At 75.9% G+C, this 17149-nt stretch carries 19 protein-coding genes and 1 pseudogene; 7 read left to right on the forward strand and 13 right to left on the reverse strand.

What is annotated here, in order from left to right:
• Positions 1-76: 76 nt before the first annotated feature.
• The 3 genes from CP974_RS28315 to CP974_RS28325 are packed head-to-tail and all read right to left on the reverse strand — an operon-like array spanning position 77 to position 1982.
• Positions 77-1093 carry an iron-containing redox enzyme family protein gene (locus tag CP974_RS28315; protein WP_031136028.1) on the reverse strand — a complete coding sequence of 339 codons (1017 nt, stop codon included), beginning with the start codon at positions 1091-1093 and terminating at the stop codon, positions 77-79.
• A 3-nt stretch (positions 1094-1096) separates the two neighbouring features.
• Positions 1097-1315: a CDGSH iron-sulfur domain-containing protein gene (locus CP974_RS28320; RefSeq protein WP_031136029.1), complete on the reverse strand. Its 219-nt coding sequence runs from the start codon at positions 1313-1315 to the stop codon at positions 1097-1099.
• Complete coding sequence (locus tag CP974_RS28325; protein ID WP_031136031.1) at positions 1299-1982, reverse strand: HemK2/MTQ2 family protein methyltransferase; 684 nt, start codon at positions 1980-1982, stop codon at positions 1299-1301. The genes CP974_RS28320 and CP974_RS28325 overlap by 17 nt, the downstream gene beginning before the upstream one ends.
• A gap of 446 nt (positions 1983-2428) precedes the next feature.
• On the opposite strand from CP974_RS28325, the gene CP974_RS28330 reads away from it, so the two are divergent.
• The 3 genes from CP974_RS28330 (at position 2429) to CP974_RS28340 (ending at position 4574) form a co-directional block, all read left to right on the forward strand.
• Complete coding sequence (locus CP974_RS28330; RefSeq protein WP_031136033.1) at positions 2429-2824, forward strand: VOC family protein; 396 nt, start codon at positions 2429-2431, stop codon at positions 2822-2824.
• Positions 2825-3219: 395 nt separating this feature from the next.
• Positions 3220-3624, forward strand: coding sequence for a BlaI/MecI/CopY family transcriptional regulator (locus CP974_RS28335; RefSeq protein ID WP_031136035.1), 405 nt, complete (start codon positions 3220-3222; stop codon positions 3622-3624).
• Positions 3625-3629: 5 nt separating this feature from the next.
• Positions 3630-4574 carry a M56 family metallopeptidase gene (locus CP974_RS28340; RefSeq protein ID WP_069979227.1) on the forward strand — a complete coding sequence of 315 codons (945 nt, stop codon included), beginning with the start codon at positions 3630-3632 and terminating at the stop codon, positions 4572-4574.
• Positions 4575-4612: 38 nt separating this feature from the next.
• Here the strand turns inward: CP974_RS28340 and CP974_RS28345 are convergent, their stop codons facing one another.
• The 6 genes and pseudogenes from CP974_RS28345 to CP974_RS28370 all read right to left on the reverse strand — a co-directional run bounded on the left by CP974_RS28345 (position 4613) and on the right by CP974_RS28370 (position 8765).
• Complete coding sequence (locus tag CP974_RS28345; RefSeq protein WP_223844517.1) at positions 4613-5059, reverse strand: hypothetical protein; 447 nt, start codon at positions 5057-5059, stop codon at positions 4613-4615.
• A gap of 304 nt (positions 5060-5363) precedes the next feature.
• Positions 5364-5827: pseudogene (locus CP974_RS30595) on the reverse strand (GNAT family N-acetyltransferase); the annotation flags it as partial.
• The gene (locus CP974_RS28355) at positions 5828-6811 is read right to left on the reverse strand and encodes an ATP-grasp domain-containing protein (RefSeq protein ID WP_051839268.1); all 984 of its coding nucleotides are present in this window, start codon (positions 6809-6811) and stop codon (positions 5828-5830) included.
• Positions 6808-6993: a hypothetical protein gene (locus CP974_RS28360; RefSeq protein ID WP_140160871.1), complete on the reverse strand. Its 186-nt coding sequence runs from the start codon at positions 6991-6993 to the stop codon at positions 6808-6810. Before CP974_RS28360 ends, CP974_RS28355 begins: the two co-directional genes overlap by 4 nt.
• Positions 6994-7241: 248 nt before the next feature.
• Complete coding sequence (gene nadE, locus CP974_RS28365; protein WP_031130325.1) at positions 7242-8075, reverse strand: NAD(+) synthase; 834 nt, start codon at positions 8073-8075, stop codon at positions 7242-7244.
• A 117-nt stretch (positions 8076-8192) separates the two neighbouring features.
• Positions 8193-8765, reverse strand: a complete 573-nt coding sequence (locus tag CP974_RS28370; protein WP_037937519.1) for a helix-turn-helix domain-containing protein — start codon at positions 8763-8765, stop codon at positions 8193-8195.
• Positions 8766-8977: 212 nt separating this feature from the next.
• On the opposite strand from CP974_RS28370, the gene CP974_RS28375 reads away from it, so the two are divergent.
• The gene (locus tag CP974_RS28375; RefSeq protein WP_031130327.1) at positions 8978-9775 is read left to right on the forward strand and encodes an aldolase; all 798 of its coding nucleotides are present in this window, start codon (positions 8978-8980) and stop codon (positions 9773-9775) included.
• Complete coding sequence (locus CP974_RS28380; protein WP_031130328.1) at positions 9772-10698, forward strand: dihydrodipicolinate synthase family protein; 927 nt, start codon at positions 9772-9774, stop codon at positions 10696-10698. Before CP974_RS28375 ends, CP974_RS28380 begins: the two co-directional genes overlap by 4 nt.
• A gap of 282 nt (positions 10699-10980) precedes the next feature.
• Here the strand turns inward: CP974_RS28380 and CP974_RS28385 are convergent, their stop codons facing one another.
• Entirely contained in the window at positions 10981-11454 is a 474-nt protein-coding gene (locus tag CP974_RS28385) for a hypothetical protein (protein ID WP_031130329.1), read from the reverse strand.
• A 680-nt stretch (positions 11455-12134) separates the two neighbouring features.
• Between CP974_RS28385 and CP974_RS31045 the strand changes: the two genes are divergently transcribed.
• A complete protein-coding gene (locus tag CP974_RS31045) occupies positions 12135-12347 on the forward strand; it encodes a hypothetical protein (RefSeq protein ID WP_078915519.1) in 213 nt (70 codons plus the stop codon).
• Between the two features lie 148 nt (positions 12348-12495).
• Here CP974_RS31045 and CP974_RS28395 read toward each other — a convergent pair whose 3' ends face one another.
• Both CP974_RS28395 and CP974_RS28400 read right to left on the reverse strand, forming a co-directional pair.
• Positions 12496-14889, reverse strand: coding sequence for an ATP-binding cassette domain-containing protein (locus tag CP974_RS28395; protein ID WP_031130330.1), 2394 nt, complete (start codon positions 14887-14889; stop codon positions 12496-12498).
• Positions 14890-15098: 209 nt separating this feature from the next.
• On the reverse strand, positions 15099-15524 hold the full coding sequence (locus CP974_RS28400; RefSeq protein WP_031130331.1) for a helix-turn-helix transcriptional regulator: 426 nt from the start codon (positions 15522-15524) through the stop codon (positions 15099-15101).
• A 378-nt stretch (positions 15525-15902) separates the two neighbouring features.
• Between CP974_RS28400 and CP974_RS28405 the strand changes: the two genes are divergently transcribed.
• Positions 15903-16121, forward strand: coding sequence for a hypothetical protein (locus CP974_RS28405; RefSeq protein WP_031130332.1), 219 nt, complete (start codon positions 15903-15905; stop codon positions 16119-16121).
• A gap of 175 nt (positions 16122-16296) precedes the next feature.
• On the opposite strand, the gene CP974_RS28410 is transcribed toward CP974_RS28405, so the two are convergent.
• On the reverse strand, positions 16297-17058 hold the full coding sequence (locus tag CP974_RS28410) for an AfsR/SARP family transcriptional regulator (protein WP_174887778.1): 762 nt from the start codon (positions 17056-17058) through the stop codon (positions 16297-16299).
• Positions 17059-17149: the final 91 nt, after the last annotated feature.

Consider the following 17149-nt stretch of genomic DNA (forward strand, 5'->3'; position numbering starts at 1 on the left):
GGCCGTGGGATCGCACCGCGCCCCGCCGCCCCCGTACGCACGTCGTACGGGGGCGGCGGGGCGGGCCGGACCGGCCTCAGAGGGGCTTGCGCAGGCTCGTGGAGCCCTCGCGCCACGCGGCGAGCAGGCGTTCTGCGAGGCGGTCCTCCAGCAGGACGGTCGCCGCGATCCCGAAGGCCACGTCGCGGGCGAGTCCCGGCTCGTCGGCGAGGAGGCCGCCGACCACGTCCCTGCGCACGATCTGCTCGTGCACCGCGTCGGCGGTCACGTGCTCGGCGTAGAAGTGCTCGGCGGCCGGACCCGCGCCCGTGCGGCGCATGGCCTCGGCGAGGCGCCGCGAACCGGGCGACGACGTCACCTCCACGGTCGCGAAGTGCCCCACGAGCGCCCCCCGGCGCGCCCGGTGCAGCCCCAGGAGCGACATGAGGTTGACGTTCGCCAGCATCTCGGCGGGAGCGTGGTCGAGGTACCGGCCGTAGCGCGTGTCCAGCTTGAGGTCGGCCATCAGGTCGGCGAACAGCCGCGCGTGCACCCGGTCGGCGCGCCCGCCCCCGAACTCGTCGTACTCGACCGCCACGAACGCCGCCTTCGCCCGGCCCCGCAACCGGGGGATCACCCAGGCGTGCGGGTCGGCCTCCTTCAGGTGGTACAGGGAGCGCTGGGCGGCGTACTCGCGCAGGTGCCACAGCTCGCCCTCGTCCCGCAGGAAGTGCGAGACGCCGGCCCCGTCGACGGGCTCCACGAGCAGCGCGTCCAGCGCCTCGGCCACCTCGGCGTGCCCCTCGGTGCGGGCCCGCAGCTCCGCGAGGAACCGCCCCTCGACCGCCCCGCGCAGCGCCAGCAGGCCGGGATCCCACTCCCAGGCCGGGTCGACGCCCTCGAAGCCGCGGTAGTGGAGCTCGTAGCAGAGGTACAGGGCGAGCTGCAGGTCGTCGCCCAGCGGGTCGGCGGTCCGCACCCCGCCCGGCACGGGCACCGGGCCGCCCGCGGGGCCGCGCAGGGCCTCCAGCAGGCCCTGGGAGACCTCCCCGCGGGCGGTGGGCGTCTCGCCCTCGACGGGTCCTTCGGCGTGCGGGGGTACGCGGTGGGGCATGGGTCACCTCTTCGTACGTCGGCGGTGGCTCGTGTCGCACCACGGGTAGGCGCGGCTGCGGCGGCAGGTGCACAGCGCCACCGTGAACCGGTCGGACCGCGCGACGGTCCCGTCGTCGAGGGTGACCTCGACCGGGCCGTCCAGCAGCAGCGGCCCCTCACCGGTCAGGGTGACGCGGCACGGCTCGGCGGGCGGGTGCTCCTCGTCAGGGGCGGTGGGCACGGACGATCACCAGTTCCTCTTCGCGCTGGCCGGGGGCGATCAGGCCCCGGCGCTCCAGCCATTCCGTTCGGGAGCGCAGGACGGGGCCGAACGGCACGGACGCGCGCCGCACCACCGACGCCCTGAGCCCCGCCCGCTCCAGCCGCTCGATGGTCGGCTCGACGCCGCTCAGCGCGGAGTGCACCAGCAGCAGCACGCCCGAGGGCCGCAGCAGGCCGGCCGCGCCGTCGCAGACGCGGTCCAGGACGGCCCGGCCGTCGGGGCCCGCGTCCCAGGCGACCGCGGCGCCCCGCCGGGGCGGCAGCCGGTGCGGCGAGGGCACGTAGGGCGGATTGCAGACGATCAGGTCGAAGCGGCGTCCGGCGGCGGGCTCCAGCAGGTCCCCGCGCAGCACCCGGACCCGCTGACCGGCCAGCACCGCGCGCAGCCGCGCGGTGAGCACGGCGCGCCGCGAGCGGTCCACGGCGGTGACCCGCGCGCCCCGGCGCGCCGCGGCCAGGGCGAGCGCCCCGCTCCCGGTGCCCACGTCGAGCACCTCGGCGCCGCGCGGCAGGTCCTCGCGCGCGATGGCGTCCTGGAGGAGGTACGTGTCCGACTGCGGCGCGTACACGCCGGGGGCGAGTAGCAGCGCCCCACCTGCCCGGCCGGCGTCCAGCAGACTCGGCATCCCGGCTCCTTCGCGACGTCGTGCCGGCGGCCTGGTACCGCCCGGCGCTCTCCTGCTCCGGGTGCCCTGTCCTGCGGTTTTCATCCACCGGGGCGCGCGGGCGCCCCCGGGAGCCCCCCGGCGCGCCCGGACCGGCCGGGGAGGACCCTGCCGGTCCGGGCGGGGCGCCCCGGCCCCGCCGGGAAGCCCGGCCGGACGGGCGGAGGACCCGCGCGGAGGCCGAACCCGCGGGACCGGCCCGCGGCGGGCCGTGCCGTCCGGGAGGGGGCCGGGGCGCCTCCGCCCGCCTCCGGGGCGCGAGGCGAGCACACGGCGCCGCACGATGCCGCACGGCGCCCCGCGCCGGTCCCGGGCACCCGGCCGCCGGTTTCGGGCACCCGGCCGCCGGGCGGCCAACTCCACCGCCGCTCAGGCGTGTTGCGGGAACCGCGGGGCACACGGGGGCCATGACCGTAGAGAAGAGAAGTGTTCTGGTACTCGACTGCGCGGAGCCCGAGGCGCTGGCCGAGTTCTACGCAGGCCTCCTCGGCGCCGAGGTGCGGCGCTGCCCCGATCCCGACTTCGTGGAGGTCGTCGGCCACGACGGCGTACGGCTCGCGGTGCGGAGGGACCACGGGTACGCGCCGCCGAGCTGGCCGCGCCCGGACGACTCGCAACAGGCCCACCTGCACATCCTCGTCGCGGCGGCCGACATGGACGAGGCGGAGCGGGAGGCGGTGGGGCTCGGGGCGCGGCCGGTGGAGGCGAAGGACAACAAGGGCCCCCGCGACGTGCGCACGTACGCCGACCCGGCCGGGCACTCGTTCACCCTGGCCGCCAGGGAGAGCCGCACGCCGTCCTGAGCGCGGCCTCGGGCGCCGTGCCGCGGCTTCGGCGGGGGCGGCGGAAGGGGCCGGCCGGGGCGGGGCGACGGCCGGGGCCGGGCGCCGGGACCGCCCGGCCCCGCCTCCGGCGCGGCCCATGTCCCGAGGCCCGCCGCGTGTACCGTCCCTGGGCGCCGGACCGCGCCGGACCGCGCCGGACCGCGCCGGACCCGCTGGCCCGCCCGCCCCGGCCGGCCCCGGGCCGGGGCGGGCCGCACGCCGCTCCTTCCCGCCCTGGCAGCGCGCTCCCTCTCTCCCTCACCCCGGTCCGGGAGCCGGGCCGGGTCGCGCGGGCTGCGTGACCTGGCCGGAAGTCTCGTACGATGTACCGCCTCGCGGAACCGGACGAGGCGAGAAGGCGGGAGGGCGACAGCATGACGGGACACAGCCACGACGACGCCGGCCGGCAGTCGCGCCGGCGCGGCCAGGGCGAGCTGGAGACACAGGTCCTGGCGTCCCTGTGCCGCGCCCCCGGCCCGGTCCCCGCCTCCCACGTGCAGGAGGACCTGGGCGGTGAGCTGGCGTACACCACCGTCATGACCATCCTGACCCGGCTGGAGGCCAAGGGCGCCGTCACCCGCCGCCGCGCGGGCCGCTCCTTCCAGTGGACGGCCGTCGCCGACGAGGCCGGGCTCGCCGCGCTGCGGATGCGCCGCCTCCTCGACGCCGAGAGCGACCGCGAGGCGGTCCTGGCCAGCTTCGTCACCGCCCTGGGGCCGGGCGACGAGCAGCTTCTGCGCCACCTCCTCGGCCGGTCGGCGGAAGACGCCGAAGGCTGACCGGCATGGGCGTCTTCGTCTTCCTCCCGCTCGTCCTGCCCCTGACCGCCTGGCCCGTGGCGCGCCTCGCCGAGCAGCACCTGCACCCGCGGGCGGCGACCTGGCTCCTCACCGGCGCCGCCGCCGTGCTCGCGGTGTGCAGCACCGTCAGCCTGGTCCTCCTCATGGTGGTCGGCACGGCCCAGCTCCCCGGCAACCCGCTCCCCGACGCCTGGTCCGACCCCGAGGTGCGGGCCGCCGTGCCGTACGACGAGATCGCGGGCCGGGTCGCCATCCCCGCCCTCGCGGCCGTCCTCGCCTCCTGCGGCCACGCGGCCTGGCGCCACCTGCGGGTACGCCGCCGCTTCCGCCGCGCGCTGGCCTCCCTGCCCCGAACGCCGGTCGCCGTCCTCCCGGACACCGCCCCGTACGCGTACGCCCTGCCCGGCGGGCCCGGCCGGGTCGTGGTCACCACGGCCCTCCTCGACGCGCTCACCAGTGCCGAGCGCCGCGCGCTCTTCGCGCACGAGCGCGCCCACCTCACGGCCCGCCACCACCGCTTCCTGCTCACCGCGCAGCTCGCCGCCCGCGCGAACCCCTTCCTGCGCCCGCTGTACACCGCCGTGACCTACACGGCGGAGCGGTGGGCCGACGAGGAGGCCGCCGCGCGGGTGGGCAGCCGCCGCGTCGTGGCCCGCGCGGTGGGCAAGGCGGCCCTGCTCGCCCGCGCCGCTCCGGCGGGCCCGCCGGGCCTGGCCGGGCTGGCGGGTCTCGCGGCGGCCGGTCCGGTGCCGCGCCGCGTGGCGGCGCTGCTGGGCCCGGCTCCGTCCGCGCGGCTGTGGCCGCCGGTCTCCACGGCGGTGGGGCTCGCCGCCTGGGGCGCGGCGGCCGGCACCGCGGCCTCGGCCCTGTCGTCGGCGAACTCGGCCGTGACGCTCTTCCTGATACTGAAGGCCGCCACCCCGCTGTAGGGCCGCGGGCCCGCGGCGGGGTCTTCCGGCCCGGCGGCTCAGAGCTCCAGGACGGCCCAGCGGCGCCTGGCGCCGTCGTCGCGGCTGCTCTCCGTGCCGGCGGACGCGGCGCCCAGGCGTGCGAGGTCCCGCAGCAGCTCCTCGTCCTCCGGGGCGCCGGACGGCCCGTGGGACAGGACGAGCACGACCACCTGCCCGTCCCGCTCTTGGTCGGCGAGGTGCACGCTCGCGCGGCGCCCGCCGTCCGCGACGGCCGCCCGCAGGAGCCGGGCGGTGACCCCGACGACGGGATGCTGCTCGGGGAGGCGGTGGCCCCAGCTCCGCAGCCGGTCGAGGACGGCGCGGGAGGCGCGCTTGGGCACCGAGGGCGCCGCCCAGGGCGCGGTGTCGTAGGCCCAGTTGCCCGCGCGGCGGTTGGCGATGCGCGCCCGCACGCGGGGCCGCACGACGACGGAGGGGTCCCGCTCGGGTCGCGGCGGTTCCACCGGGCGCTTCGGCGGCGGCGGGGTCCTCGGAGGGTAACTCGGCGGCCACTTCTCGGCGTCCGGCGGCATCGTCACTGGCCTCGCCCTCTTCGCGCACGGTGCGTACCGGCCCCGGCACCGGAGCCGCGTGGGAACATCGTACGGTCCCACGGACCCCCGCCGGCCGGACTTGGCCGCACCGACCGGACCACCGCCCCGGCACCGGACTCCGGCCCATCGATCGGGACTTGGGTGGTCGACAGGACGCCCGCCCCTCGAACGCGCTTGCGCCATCGGCCGGGCCCGGCCCCACCGGCCACGCCGCCGAACGCGGCCCGGCGGCGTGGACGAACCCGGCGCGCTCGAAGTTCCTCCGCAGCCCGGCGCAGGCCGTCGTCGTGTCGACCCCGGCGTCGCCGTTGTCGGGCGGGTACGCCTCGACGACCGGAGCGCCGTGCGCGCGCGGGCGAGGTCGACCGCACCGGCGATGAGCGCGTGCGTAGGGCCCCGCCCGCGGTGGCCGGGACGCGCGCGGACGCACCACAGCGGCCACACGGGCAGGTCGTCGACGTGCGGGATCGTGCGGCTGCGGGCGGACGAGGTCGCGGCGCACGGCGCGACGGCGGCCCAGCCGACGGGCACGCCGCCGTCGTACGCGATCACTCCGGGAGGCGGGTCCTCCCGGCACAGCCGCGCCACGTGCTCACCGCGCGCGGGCCCGCGCGGTTCGTCGGCCGACTTCGACGGCAGGCGGCGGCCCTGACACCAGCAGCCGCCGGCGGTCGGCGCTCAGGCCGCCGCCCGCTCGACGGGCCGGCGCCCCGCCGCGGGAGCGGAGGCGGTCTCCTCCGCCGCGAGCAGGAAGTCCACGAAGTACCGGGTGAGGGGGATGCCGAGCAAGGGCTCCAGGAAGAGGAACTGGCCCTGGGGGTTCACCTCCAGCCACACGGGCTCGCCTTCCGGCGTGAGCTTGAGGTCCACGGCGCCCATGCGCAGCCCGAGCGCGCGGAGCGTCGCCCGCACCCTGCGCGCCAGGTCGTCGGGTACCGGCCACGGGGAGATCGGCATGGTCAGGTCGGCTCGCCAGTCCAGGAGGTCCGTCGTCAGCCGCGCGGCGTACATGCGGTCGCCGAAGCAGTTGAGCCGGATGTGCCGGTCTCCTTCGACGTACTCCTGGTACACGGCCGGGCACGCCTCGTACGAGGCGGCCGGAAGGGCCGAGGGGTCGTCGAGGTACTGGGTGAACAGAAGGGGCCCGGACGTGCCGACCACCGGCTTGACGATGATCCGCCCCACCTGCTCGCGGAACCGCGCCACCTCGTCGCGCGACTGTGTCACCAGGGTCTTCGGGACGCGCAGTCCCGCCCGCCGGGCGACGGCCAGCTGGTACAGCTTGTCCGAGGCGCGGTCGGTGGCCTCCGGGTGGGAGATCCACTCCCCGCCGAAAGCGGTGCTCAGGATGCCGGTGAGGGCTCCGCGGCAGTCGTTGTCGACGAGGTTGCGCTCCGACCTGTTCTTGCGGGACGCGGCGTCCTGCTGGGACGCCCGCACACGCCGCCACCACACGACGGACGCGTCCTCGAGCCGCACGAGCCGCCCGTCCGAGGTGCGCAGTGTGGTGGGGGAGTCCCCGTCCACGGTCCAGGACAGGCTCTCGTGCCCGCTGATCTGGTCGCACTCGACGATGTGGAAGTCACGGCATCCGCGGCTCAGCGCCTCGTGCCGGACGGCGAGCGCGTGCAGGTCGTCCTTGAGGGAGACGGTCAGGATCATTGCTCGGGGCAGACGTCAGACTTGTCCGAGCAGCCGCAGGAGCACCCCTCGGTGCCGACGGCGCGCATGTCGGACGCGGACATGTCCAGTCCCGTCGTCTGCTTGACGAGCGCTTCCCAGGTGCGCAGTTCCTCGGGTGTCTCCAGCCGGACGAACGAGTCGGGCTGGCTTTCGAGGACCACTGGAGGGGGCTTCTGCTCGAGCCGGCTCTCGTCCACGGGCTTACCCAGTTGGATATCGGCCATCTTCATCAACTCCGATGGCGAGAACGGTGCTTACGGCTCACTCTAGTGCGCTTCGGAAGCCCCGCAACCGGTGTGGAACGGGGCCGGGCCGCCCTCGGGTCCACCGGTGCCGGACGTGCCGGGGGAGCGTGCCCGGCACCGCCGGGGCGGGCCGGGGTCGCGGGGTCGCCGTGCGTGCCGGACCGTCACATCGGGGCGATGGGGAGCCGGCGCTTGTGGTCGGTGACCCGGTAGCGGTGGACGATCGTGTCGAAGGCCCGCCCGTCGACCGGCTTGCACTCCAGGAAGTCGTCGATGTCGTCGTACGTGACGCCGAGCGCGTCCTCGTCGGCCTTGCCCGGCGCCAGGGTCTCCAGGTCCGCCGTCGGGGTCTTCCAGACCAGCTCCCCCGGCGCGCCCAGCGCGTCGGCGACGGCGCGCACCCGCCGCTTGGTCAGGCCCGTCAGCGGCACCAGGTCGGCCGCGCCGTCGCCGAACTTGGTGAAGAAGCCCGAGACGGCCTCGGCGGCGTGGTCGGTCCCGACCACCAGCCCGTCGTACGCTCCGGCGACCGCGTACTGGGCGATCATCCGCTGCCGCGCCTTGATGTTGCCCAGGACGAAGTCCTGGTGGTGGGCGTCGCGGAAGGTCACACCGGCGTCGAGCGCGGCCCGCAGCGCGGCGTCGGCGGCCGGCCTGATGTCGACCGTCAGCACCTCGTCGGCGGCGATGAAGGACAGGGCGAGCTGGGCGTCGTGCTCGTCCGCCTGCACGCCGTAGGGCAGCCGCATCGCGTGGAACCGCGCCTCGTGCCCCGCCGCCCGTGCCCGCTCGACGGCGAGCTGGCACAGCCGCCCGGCCGTCGTGGAGTCGACGCCCCCGCTGATGCCGAGCACCAGGGAGCGCAGGCCGGTGGAGGTGAGCCGCTCGGTGAGGAAGGCCACCCGGCGCTCGATCTCCCGCTCGGCGTCGAAGGCCTCGGCGACCTGCAGTTCCCGCGCGATCTCCTGCTGCAGGGCGATGGACGCCGGCTCGCTCACGTCTGCTCCTTGTTCCCGTTCACGGTGCGTGTGACCCGTCCAGCCTACCGAGGCCCGCTCGGGGGCTTCGGGGCGCCTGCCCCCGGGGTCGCGGGTGCCCGGCTGGTGCGGCGGCTCTCAGGGGAGGTGGGGGTGCGGGGCGCGGTCGCCCCCGGCGTCGTCGGAGACCAGCAGCAGCAGCGCCGCACGCTCCTCGCCCAGCGAGCGCACCTTGTGCGGGGTCGTCGCCTTGAAGTAGACGGAGTCGCCCGGCCCCAGCTCGACGGAGCGGGCGGGCAGCAGCAGCTCGGCCCGGCCCCGGTGGACGAAGAGGAACTCCTCGCCGGGGTGGTCGCGGAAGGGCGTGGAGTCGGCGTCGTGCGGCGGGTACAGCATGAACGGGGTCATCCGCTTGGTGCTCGCCTGCAGTGCGATGCCCTCGTAGCGGGAGCCCGGCTCCCCTTCCGGTGTGAGGGCGCGCCGCTCGTCCGCGCGCGTCACGGTGACGTCGGTGAGCTGCTCGGAGTCGGCGAAGAGGCTGTCCAGGGGGGTGTCGAGGGCGCGGGCCAGCGCGGTGCTGACGGCGATGGACGGCGTGCTCTGCCCGCGTTCGACCTTGGAGAGGTAGCTCTTGGTGACCCCGGCGCGCTCGGCCAGCACCTCCAGCGTCATCAGCCGTTCCTTGCGCAGTTGCCGCACCCGATTGAACACCGCTTCTCCCCTTCCGGCCGCCCCGCAGGCCCGTGGCGGCCAGACGCGCATGCTAGTACGCCTCCCGCCTCGGCCTCCCGCGCACGGCCGTCCGCCCTTCCCGCATGACACAAGGTGTCCTATAGTGAAACTCGTGTCCAGCGGTCGCCCCTCCGGCGCCCGCTGACCGACTGGGCTGCCGGAAGGACCGGCACCCGGAAGGGGAGACAGACATGGCAACGACATTCACCGACCCCAAGGACGCCCTCGCCGGCCGTGCCGCGCGGCAGATGCGCGACCACTTCGGCGACTCCGGGCTGACGGTCCGGCAGAAGCTCGCGCTGACCTGCCGCATCCTGTTCGACGGCGGCCACGACTCCGGGCTCGCCGGCCAGATCACCGCGCGCGGCGAAGCGCCGGGGACGTACTACACGCAGCGGCTCGGACTCGGGTTCGACGAGATCACCGAGGACAACCTGCTGCTGGTGGACGAGGACCTCAACGTCCTGGAGGGCACCGGCATGCCCAACCCGGCGAACCGCTTCCACTCCTGGATCTACCGCGCCCGCGAGGACGTCCACTGCGTCATCCACACGCACCCCCTGCACGTCTGCGCCCTCTCCATGCTGGAAGTCCCCCTCGTCGTCTCCCAGATGGACACCACGCCCCTCTACGACGACTGCGCCTTCCTCAAGGAGTGGCCGGGGGTGCCCGTGGGCAACGAGGAGGGCGAGATCATCTCCGCCGCCCTCGGCGACAAGCGGGCCGTCCTCCTCGCCCACCACGGCCAGCTCGTGGTCGGCGCCTGCGTCGAGGAGGCGTGCAACCTGGCCGTCCTCATCGAACGCGCGGCCCGCCTCCAGCTCCTCGCCATGGCGGCCGGCACGGTCCACCCGCTGCCCCACGACCTCGCGAAGGAGGCCCACGACTGGACCTCCACCGACCGCAGGTACCAGGCGAACTTCGCGTACCACGCCCGCCGCGCGCTGCGCGCCCACCCCGACTGCGTCGCCGCGGGGGTGGCCCTGTGACCGCGGCCCCCGCCCTGTCCGGGATCATCGCGTACCCGGTCACGCCGTTCTCCCCGGACACCGGCGAGCTGGACCTGCCGGCGCTGCGCCGGCTGACCGGCGACCTGGTGGACGCCGGCAGCCACGCCGTCGCACCGCTGGGCAGCACGGGCGAGAGCGCCTACCTGCGCGACGACGAGTGGGACGCCGTCTGCGGGACGGTCCTCGACTCCGTGGCCGGGCGCGTGCCGACGCTCGTGGGCGTCTCCCACTGGAGTACGGACACCACCGTGCGGCGCGCCCGTACGGCGGCCCGCCGCGGCGCCACCGCGATCATGGTGCTGGCGCAGACCTACTGGAAGCTGACCGGCACCGAGCTCGAACGCCACTTCGCCGCCGTCGCGGCGGCCACCGACCTCCCGGTCATGCTCTACAACAACCCCGGCACCAGCGGCACCGACCTGCCGCCGGAGACCGTCGCCGCACTCGCCCGGCGGATCCCCAACCTGACGATGGTCAAGGAGAGCTCCGGGGACGTGCGCCGGTTCAGGGAGATCCTGGAGCGCTCCGAGGGCGCGCTGTCCGTCTACAACGGCAGCAACCCCGTGGCGCTGGACGCCTTCCGGGCCGGCGCCGCCGGCTGGTGCACCGCCGCGCCCTGCCTGCTGCCCCGGTGGGCCCTCGCCCTCCACGGTGCCGCGACCGGAGGCATGGAGGAGCGGGCCGACGCCCTGCTCGCCGAGCAGTTGCCGTTCCTGCGGTTCATCGTCCGGCACGGGCTGCCCCGGTCGATCAAGGCGGGGCTGGAGCTCCAGGGCCGCCCCGCCGGACCGCCGCGCCGCCCGCTGCTGCCGCTGCCGGACGCCGAGCGGGAGGAGCTGCGGAGCCTGCTGCGCCACCTCCGGGACCACCCCCTCCTCCCGGCGGCAGCCCCGGCGGCCTGACCCCCGCCGCCCTCCGCGCGCGCGGGCCGCTCCCTCCCCCCGTGGCGGGAGCGGCCCGCACGCCGTACCCGGGGCGGCGCCCGGTGCGGCGCGGGCCCGCACACCGTCCGGACCGCGTCCCGACCACGACCGGACAGGTGCCGGGCCCCGGGCCGGCCTTGCGTGGCCTGGTACGGATGGGCCCGGCGTGGCCCGGCGTGGCCCGGCGCGGGGCGGGGCTGGGCGGGGGGGCGCCTGCGGGCCGGCCCCGGCCCGCAGGCGCCTCCCGTCACCTCGGGGCCGTCAGCGCACGTGGTACTGCCCGCGGGCGTGGACGGTCACCGACGCGTTCTTCCCGGCGATGAGCTGGACCCGATGGGTCTGGCCCGTGGTGTTGTGCCAGACCAGCGCGGTGTTGGCGCCGGGGTGGACCCAGCCGGAGCAGCCGAGGTCCCAGCCGCCGCCGAAGGGCTCGACGCAGAACCGGACCTGCTTGCCGCCCGAGGACACGAGGTCCACCTCGACCCGCTGACCGTTCACGACCGTGAGCTGCCCGGAGCACCCGGTGTAGGAGATCCCTCCGGTGATGAGGCAGTCGAGGGTGTGCGTCGCGGCCTGGGCGGGGGCGGCGGTGCCGAGGCCGCCCGCCACGGCGACGGCGGTGAGGCCGGCCAGCACGGCCCGGCGCAGCCGCCCCGCCGGCCGGGCGCCGCGGGCGGTCGCACGGGCGGCGGTGGCGGTGGCGTGGCGCGCGGGGGCGTGGGTGGTCGTGTTCATGTGCGCTCCTTCTTCCGGGCAGGCCGGCTGCCCTCGGTACGAGTGGATGGAGTGGCCGGCGCCCCGTGCGGGGCCGCCGTGCGGACGCGGACGGAGGCGTCCACGACGTTCCGTCCACGACCGGCCCGGCCGCGAGACGGGCCTGGTGCCCCGCCGGACGCGAGCGTCCGAAGGGACGCCGGGCCGCCCGGCGGGGTGCCCGGTGTGCTGTCCGCCGGGCTCGCGGACTCCATGGGACCAGCCGGGGAAGCCCCCGACCACCCTGTCCCGCCCGCTTCACCCGCGTCGGGATTCCCACCCCTCCCACCTGCGGGGACGCCCCCGTCCCGGGACGGCGGCGGGGCACCGCCGGGCCGATCCGGGCCCGCGCGGTGGGGGAGGGCCCGCGGGGTGGGGGAGGGCCCGCGGGGTGGGGGAGGGCCGATGCGGCACGACCGCCCTCGCCACCGGACGCGGCGCGGGAGGCGACGAGCGCACGGCACCCGGCGACGGAAGGCGGCGGAGGCGACGAGCGCGCGGCACCCGGCGCCCGAAGGGAGGTGACACCCGCCGCCGGGTCCGGCAGCATGGGCGCCATGGACACGCCGACCACCGACTGGGTCACCGTCGCCGCCCTCGAGAACCTGCCGGGCGGCCTCCACCCCATGGCGGCCCTCCGCGCTTGACTGCGCGACCGCGGCATCGACTGGACGCCCTTCGACCCCGGCGAGGTCCGGGTCGACCTGTCCTGCGGCCTCGGACCCGACGGCCACTGGCACGGCTGGTACGCCGTCCGCGTCCACCCCGGTGCGCTGCGGCGTCTGGGCCTGCACCCCGACCAGCCCACCGCCGGGACCCTCGGCGTCTCGCCGCCCGGCTGGTGGCACGCCGCCGCCGAACGCCGGGCCCGCTAGGACGCGGGCGCGCCGCTCCGCCGGCCGACCGCGACGACCGGGGCGCGCCGGGGTGCGCGCCGCCCCGCCGGGACCGCGGGCCCACGCGGCTCCGGGACGCGCCGCCTGCCCGCGCCCCCGCCGTCGGGCCGCCCGGTCGCGCCGCCGGTCAGGCCCGGCCGAGGTACTCCGCGAGGTGCCGGCCCGTGAGGGTGGAGCGGTCGGCCACGAGGCCGGCGGGGGTGCCCTCGTAGACGACGCGGCCGCCGTCGTGCCCGGCTCCCGGCCCCAGGTCGACGATCCAGTCCGCGTGCGCCATGACCGCCTGGTGGTGCTCGATCACGATGACGGACTTGCCCGAGTCGACCAGCCGGTCCAGCAGGCGCAGCAGCTGCTCGACGTCGGCCGGGTGGAGGCCGGTCGTCGGCTCGTCCAGGACGTACACGCCGCCCTTCTCGCCCAGGTGGGTGGCGAGTTTCAGCCGCTGCCGCTCGCCGCCGGACAGGGTGGTCAGCGGCTGGCCCAGGGTGAGGTAGCCGAGCCCGACGTCGGCCATCCGCCTCAGGATCGTGTGCGCGGCGGGGGTGCGCGCCTCGCCCGCGCCGAAGAACTCCGCCGCCTCGGCCACCGGCATCGCCAGCACCTCGCTGATGTCCCGCCCGCCGAGCCGGTGCTCCAGCACCGACGCCTGGAACCGCTTCCCCTCGCACTCCTCGCAGGGCGCGGCCACCCCGGCCATCATCGCCAGGTCGGTGTAGACGACACCGGCGCCGTTGCAGGTCGGGCAGGCGCCCTCGGAGTTGGCGCTGAACAGCGCCGGCTTCACCCCGTTGGCCTTGGCGAACGCCTTGCGGATCGGGTCGAGCAGCCCCGTGTACGTCGCCGGGTTGCTGCGCCGCGATCCCTTGATGGCCTCCTGGTCCACCGAGACGACCCCCGCGCCGGGCGGGAGGGACCCGTGCAGGAGGGAGCTCTTGCCGGAGCCGGCGACGCCGGTGACGACGGCCAGCACCCCGAGGGGGATGTCGACGTCCACGTTCCGCAGGTTGTTCGCCGTCGCCCCGCGGATCTCCAGGACGCCCGAGGGCGCGCGCACCCTCTCCTTCAGCGCGGCCCGGTCGCCCAGGTGGCGTCCGGTGAGCGTGCCGCTGCCGCGCAGCCCCTCGACGGTGCCCTCGTAGACCACCTCGCCGCCGTCCGCGCCGGCGCCGGGACCGAGGTCCACGACGTGGTCCGCCATCGCGATCACCTCGGGCTTGTGCTCCACGACGAGCACCGTGTTGCCCTTGTCGCGCAGGCGCAGCAGCAGGTCGTTCATCCGCTGGATGTCGTGCGGGTGCAGGCCGGTGGTCGGCTCGTCGAAGACGTAGGTGACGTCGGTGAGCGACGAGCCGAGGTGGCGGACCATCTTCACGCGCTGCGCCTCGCCGCCGGACAGGGTGCCCGAGGGCCGCTCCAGGGACAGGTAGCCGAGGCCGATCTCCACGAACGAGTCGAGGGTGTGCCGCAGCTTCGCCAGGAGCGGGGCAACGGACGGCTCGTCCAGGCCGCCGATCCACTCCGCCAGGTCGCTGATCTGCATCGCGCACGCGTCGGCGATGCCCACCCCCCTGATCCTGGACGAGCGGGCCGCCTCGGTCAGGCGGGTGCCGTCGCACTCCGGGCAGGTGGCGAAGGTGACCGCCCGGTCGACGAACGCCCGGACGTGCGGCTGCATCGCCTCGCGGTCCTTGGACAGGAAGGACTTGCGGACCTTGGGGATGAGGCCCTCGTACGTGAGGTTCACGCCCTCGACCTTGACCTTCGTCGGCTCCCGGTGGAGGAGGTCCCGCAGCTCCCGCTCGGAGAAGTCGCGGATCGGCTTGTGCGGGTCGAAGAACCCCGACTCGGCGTACAGCCGCACCGTCCAGAAGCTGTCCGACTTCCATCCGGGGATGGTGAAGGCGCCCTCCGCGATCGACTTCGCGTCGTCGTACAGCTGTGTGACGTCGATCTCGGACACGGTGCCCCGTCCCTCGCAGCGCGGGCACATGCCCCCGGTGCGGGAGTACGTGGCCTTCACGGCCTTCCTGGCGCCCTTCTCCACGGTGACGGCGCCGCTCGCCCGGACCGAGGGGACGTTGAAGGCGAAGGCGCCGGGCGGGCCGACGTGCGGTGTGCCGAGCCGGCTGAAGAGGATGCGCAGCATGGCGTTGGCGTCGGTGACGGTGCCGACCGTGGAGCGCGGGTCGGCGCCCAGCCGCTGCTGGTCCACGATGATCGCGGTCGTCAGCCCGTCCAGCACGTCGACCTCGGGGCGGGCCAGGGTCGGCATGAAGCCCTGCACGAAGGCGCTGTAGGTCTCGTTGATCAGCCGCTGCGACTCGGCGGCCACCGTGTCGAACACCAGCGAGCTCTTGCCCGAACCGGAGACACCGGTGAAGACCGTCAGGCGGCGCTTGGGGATCTCGACGGTGACGTCCTTCAGGTTGTTCTCCCGCGCTCCCTGCACGCGGATCAGGTCGTGGCCGTCGGCGACGTGCGTCGCGGACGGCTCCGTACGGGCGCTCGCGGCCCTGCTCATCGGGTCTCCTCTGTGCGGTGGCGGGTGGTGCGCGGCGCCGCGCGGGCGGGCCGGGCGCCGCGGTGCCGGGTGAAGCGCGGGATGCCGCCGGCCGGGTCGGGGACGCCGCGGTCGCGGAAGGCCCGCTCGCGGACGCCGTCCGGCCGGTCCGCGGGCTCGTGGAGGGCCTCGGCACCCGAGGCGCGCCCGCAGTCCGCTGCCCGTGTCGATCACGCCGGCGGCGGGGCGGCGGACCGCGCTTCTCCGTTCCTGACCGGCCGGGTGGACACCTTGGCGACACAGGGGGGCACGGCCCGGTCGGCCTCGTGGGAGCGCGCCCGGTACGCGCTCGGCGTCTCGCCCACCAGCTCCGTGAACCGCGAGCTGAACGACCCCAGCGACGTGCATCCCACCGCGAGGCAGACCTCCGTCACCGACAGGTCGCCGCGCCGCAGCAGCGCCTTGGCCCGCTCGACCCTGCGGGTCATCAGATAGCTGTACGGGGTCTCGCCGTAGGCGGCGCGGAAGCTGCGCGAGAAGTGGCCGGCCGACATGTGCGCCGCCCGCGCCAGCGCCGCGACGTCGAGCGGCTCCGCGTACGCCCGGTCCATCAGGTCGCGTGCCCGCCGCAGCCGAACCAGGTCCGACAGTGTCATCCGTTCATCCTCCCACGCCTCCCGCGCCCCAGGCTCCCCTCCAGTGGCCGGCGGCCCCGGGCGGCCCCGGGCGGCCCCGGGCGGTCCGGCCGTCCGGGGCGTGCGGGTCGTGCGGGGCGCACGGGCCGTCCGGCCGGGGGCGCACCGCCCCGCGCACGGGGCGGTGCGCCGGGTCCCGCCGTCCGCGCCCTTCCGCGACCGGGGAGGAGGCGGGAGTCTGGTGGGGAGCGGCACGTTAGCCCGGACGGAGGAACGCCGGTGAATTGCCAACGGTGCGGTGCCCCCGCGTTGCAGCAGGGGAGCGGCTGGGTGTGTTCTCAGGGGTGCGGCTGGTCGCGGGTGTCGCCCCCGCCCGCCGGGGGGTAGGTTCTTGCGTCGATGACCAGTACCAGTGGACGGGAACCGGAGCACCGGCCGGCCGCGCGCGCGACGGCGACTCCGGAGATCACGACGACGATGTGCGCGGCGTGCGGATCGCAGGTGTCCGGTCTGAACGGCCGGTACGCGTGCGGGGTGTGCGGCTGGGTCAACAACTGGGCGGAGGGCCACACGGTCCTTCCGCGGGCCGAGGACGACACGGACGCGCCCAGCACCTGACCCCCGCCGTGCGCCCGCGCCTCGGCCGCCCGCGCCGGACACCCCGCGTCGCGGGCGCCGAGGCGCGGGGCCGCCCGTCCGCGGCGGGGCCCGGACCCGCACGAGGCACCGGCGGACGCGTCGGTGGGCCCGCCCCCGCCCCGGACGGCGGGACGCCGTGCGGCGAGGGCCCGCCCTACGCGCCGGAGGGCTGGAGCCGGGGGCGCCGGCCGTCCGGGCCGTCGTGGGTCACGGGCACGAGGGCCCGCAGCGACGGCGACGGCTCCAGCCCCAGTTCCTCGCGCAGAACGCGGCGGCATTGCTCGTACTGCCGCAGTGCGGCGGCCCTGTTCCCGGCGGCCAGATGTGCTTTCACCAGCACGCGGTGGGCGCTTTCCCGCAGAGGCTCCGTGCATACGGCGGAGAGGCCCGCGGCGACCGCTTCGCCGAAGCGCTTCGCCGAAGTCAGCCGCTCCGTCATCGCCTCCAGGGCGTAAAGGCGCAATTGATGGTATTGCTCCTGCTCAATACGCATCCAGTCGTTTTCCGGCCACTCCGGAAGGAGGTCCGCGGAAAGGATCTCCAGGGTGCGCATCCCCAGGATGTCGTCGCACGGCCGGGAGCCGTCCAGCAGCCGCCGGGCGAGGGCGACCGCCTCGTGCAGGTCCACCGCGATGTGCCGGGAGAGGGCCAGCTCGCGGGCGGTCACGTCGATGACCGGGTGGCCCATGCGGGCCGCCCGCCACAGCGACGACCGCAGGTTGGCGTTGGCGCGGGCCGCCGTGACGTCGGGCCACAGGCTTCCGGCCACGTAGGTGCGTGAGCGCGGCATGTCCTGCAGCGCCAGGAAGGCGAGCAGCCGCTGGATGCTGGAGCACACCGGAACGCTGGTGTGGCCGACCGCGAGCGCGAAGCCCTTCAGCAACCTCAAAGTAATAGGATCTGACTTTCCGCTCATCGACGCCCCCGAACCGATGCAGGTCTGAGTGATCTCCGGTTTCGCGCGCCGGCGCCCCCGAAGCCGTGCCGCGGGGAATTCTTTCACCGCG

The sequence above is a fragment of the Streptomyces fradiae ATCC 10745 = DSM 40063 genome (assembly GCF_008704425.1).
Lineage (GTDB): Bacteria > Actinomycetota > Actinomycetes > Streptomycetales > Streptomycetaceae > Streptomyces > Streptomyces fradiae.

Excerpts from the sequence above, each read along its gene's own strand:
- CP974_RS28400 (WP_031130331.1), bottom strand. The coding sequence starts at position 15,524 with ATGACACTGTCGGACCTGGTTCGGCTGCGGCGGGCACGCGACCTGATG.
- CP974_RS28330 (WP_031136033.1), top strand. The coding sequence starts at position 2,429 with ATGACCGTAGAGAAGAGAAGTGTTCTGGTACTCGACTGCGCGGAGCCC.
- CP974_RS28340 (WP_069979227.1), top strand. The coding sequence starts at position 3,630 with ATGGGCGTCTTCGTCTTCCTCCCGCTCGTCCTGCCCCTGACCGCCTGG.
- CP974_RS28405 (WP_031130332.1), top strand. The coding sequence starts at position 15,903 with ATGACCAGTACCAGTGGACGGGAACCGGAGCACCGGCCGGCCGCGCGC.
- CP974_RS28395 (WP_031130330.1), bottom strand. The coding sequence starts at position 14,889 with ATGAGCAGGGCCGCGAGCGCCCGTACGGAGCCGTCCGCGACGCACGTC.
- CP974_RS28385 (WP_031130329.1), bottom strand. The coding sequence starts at position 11,454 with ATGAACACGACCACCCACGCCCCCGCGCGCCACGCCACCGCCACCGCC.
- CP974_RS28315 (WP_031136028.1), bottom strand. The coding sequence starts at position 1,093 with ATGCCCCACCGCGTACCCCCGCACGCCGAAGGACCCGTCGAGGGCGAG.
- CP974_RS28325 (WP_031136031.1), bottom strand. The coding sequence starts at position 1,982 with ATGCCGAGTCTGCTGGACGCCGGCCGGGCAGGTGGGGCGCTGCTACTC.
- CP974_RS28410 (WP_174887778.1), bottom strand. The coding sequence starts at position 17,058 with ATGAGCGGAAAGTCAGATCCTATTACTTTGAGGTTGCTGAAGGGCTTC.
- CP974_RS28375 (WP_031130327.1), top strand. The coding sequence starts at position 8,978 with ATGGCAACGACATTCACCGACCCCAAGGACGCCCTCGCCGGCCGTGCC.
- CP974_RS28355 (WP_051839268.1), bottom strand. The coding sequence starts at position 6,811 with ATGATCCTGACCGTCTCCCTCAAGGACGACCTGCACGCGCTCGCCGTC.
- CP974_RS28335 (WP_031136035.1), top strand. The coding sequence starts at position 3,220 with ATGACGGGACACAGCCACGACGACGCCGGCCGGCAGTCGCGCCGGCGC.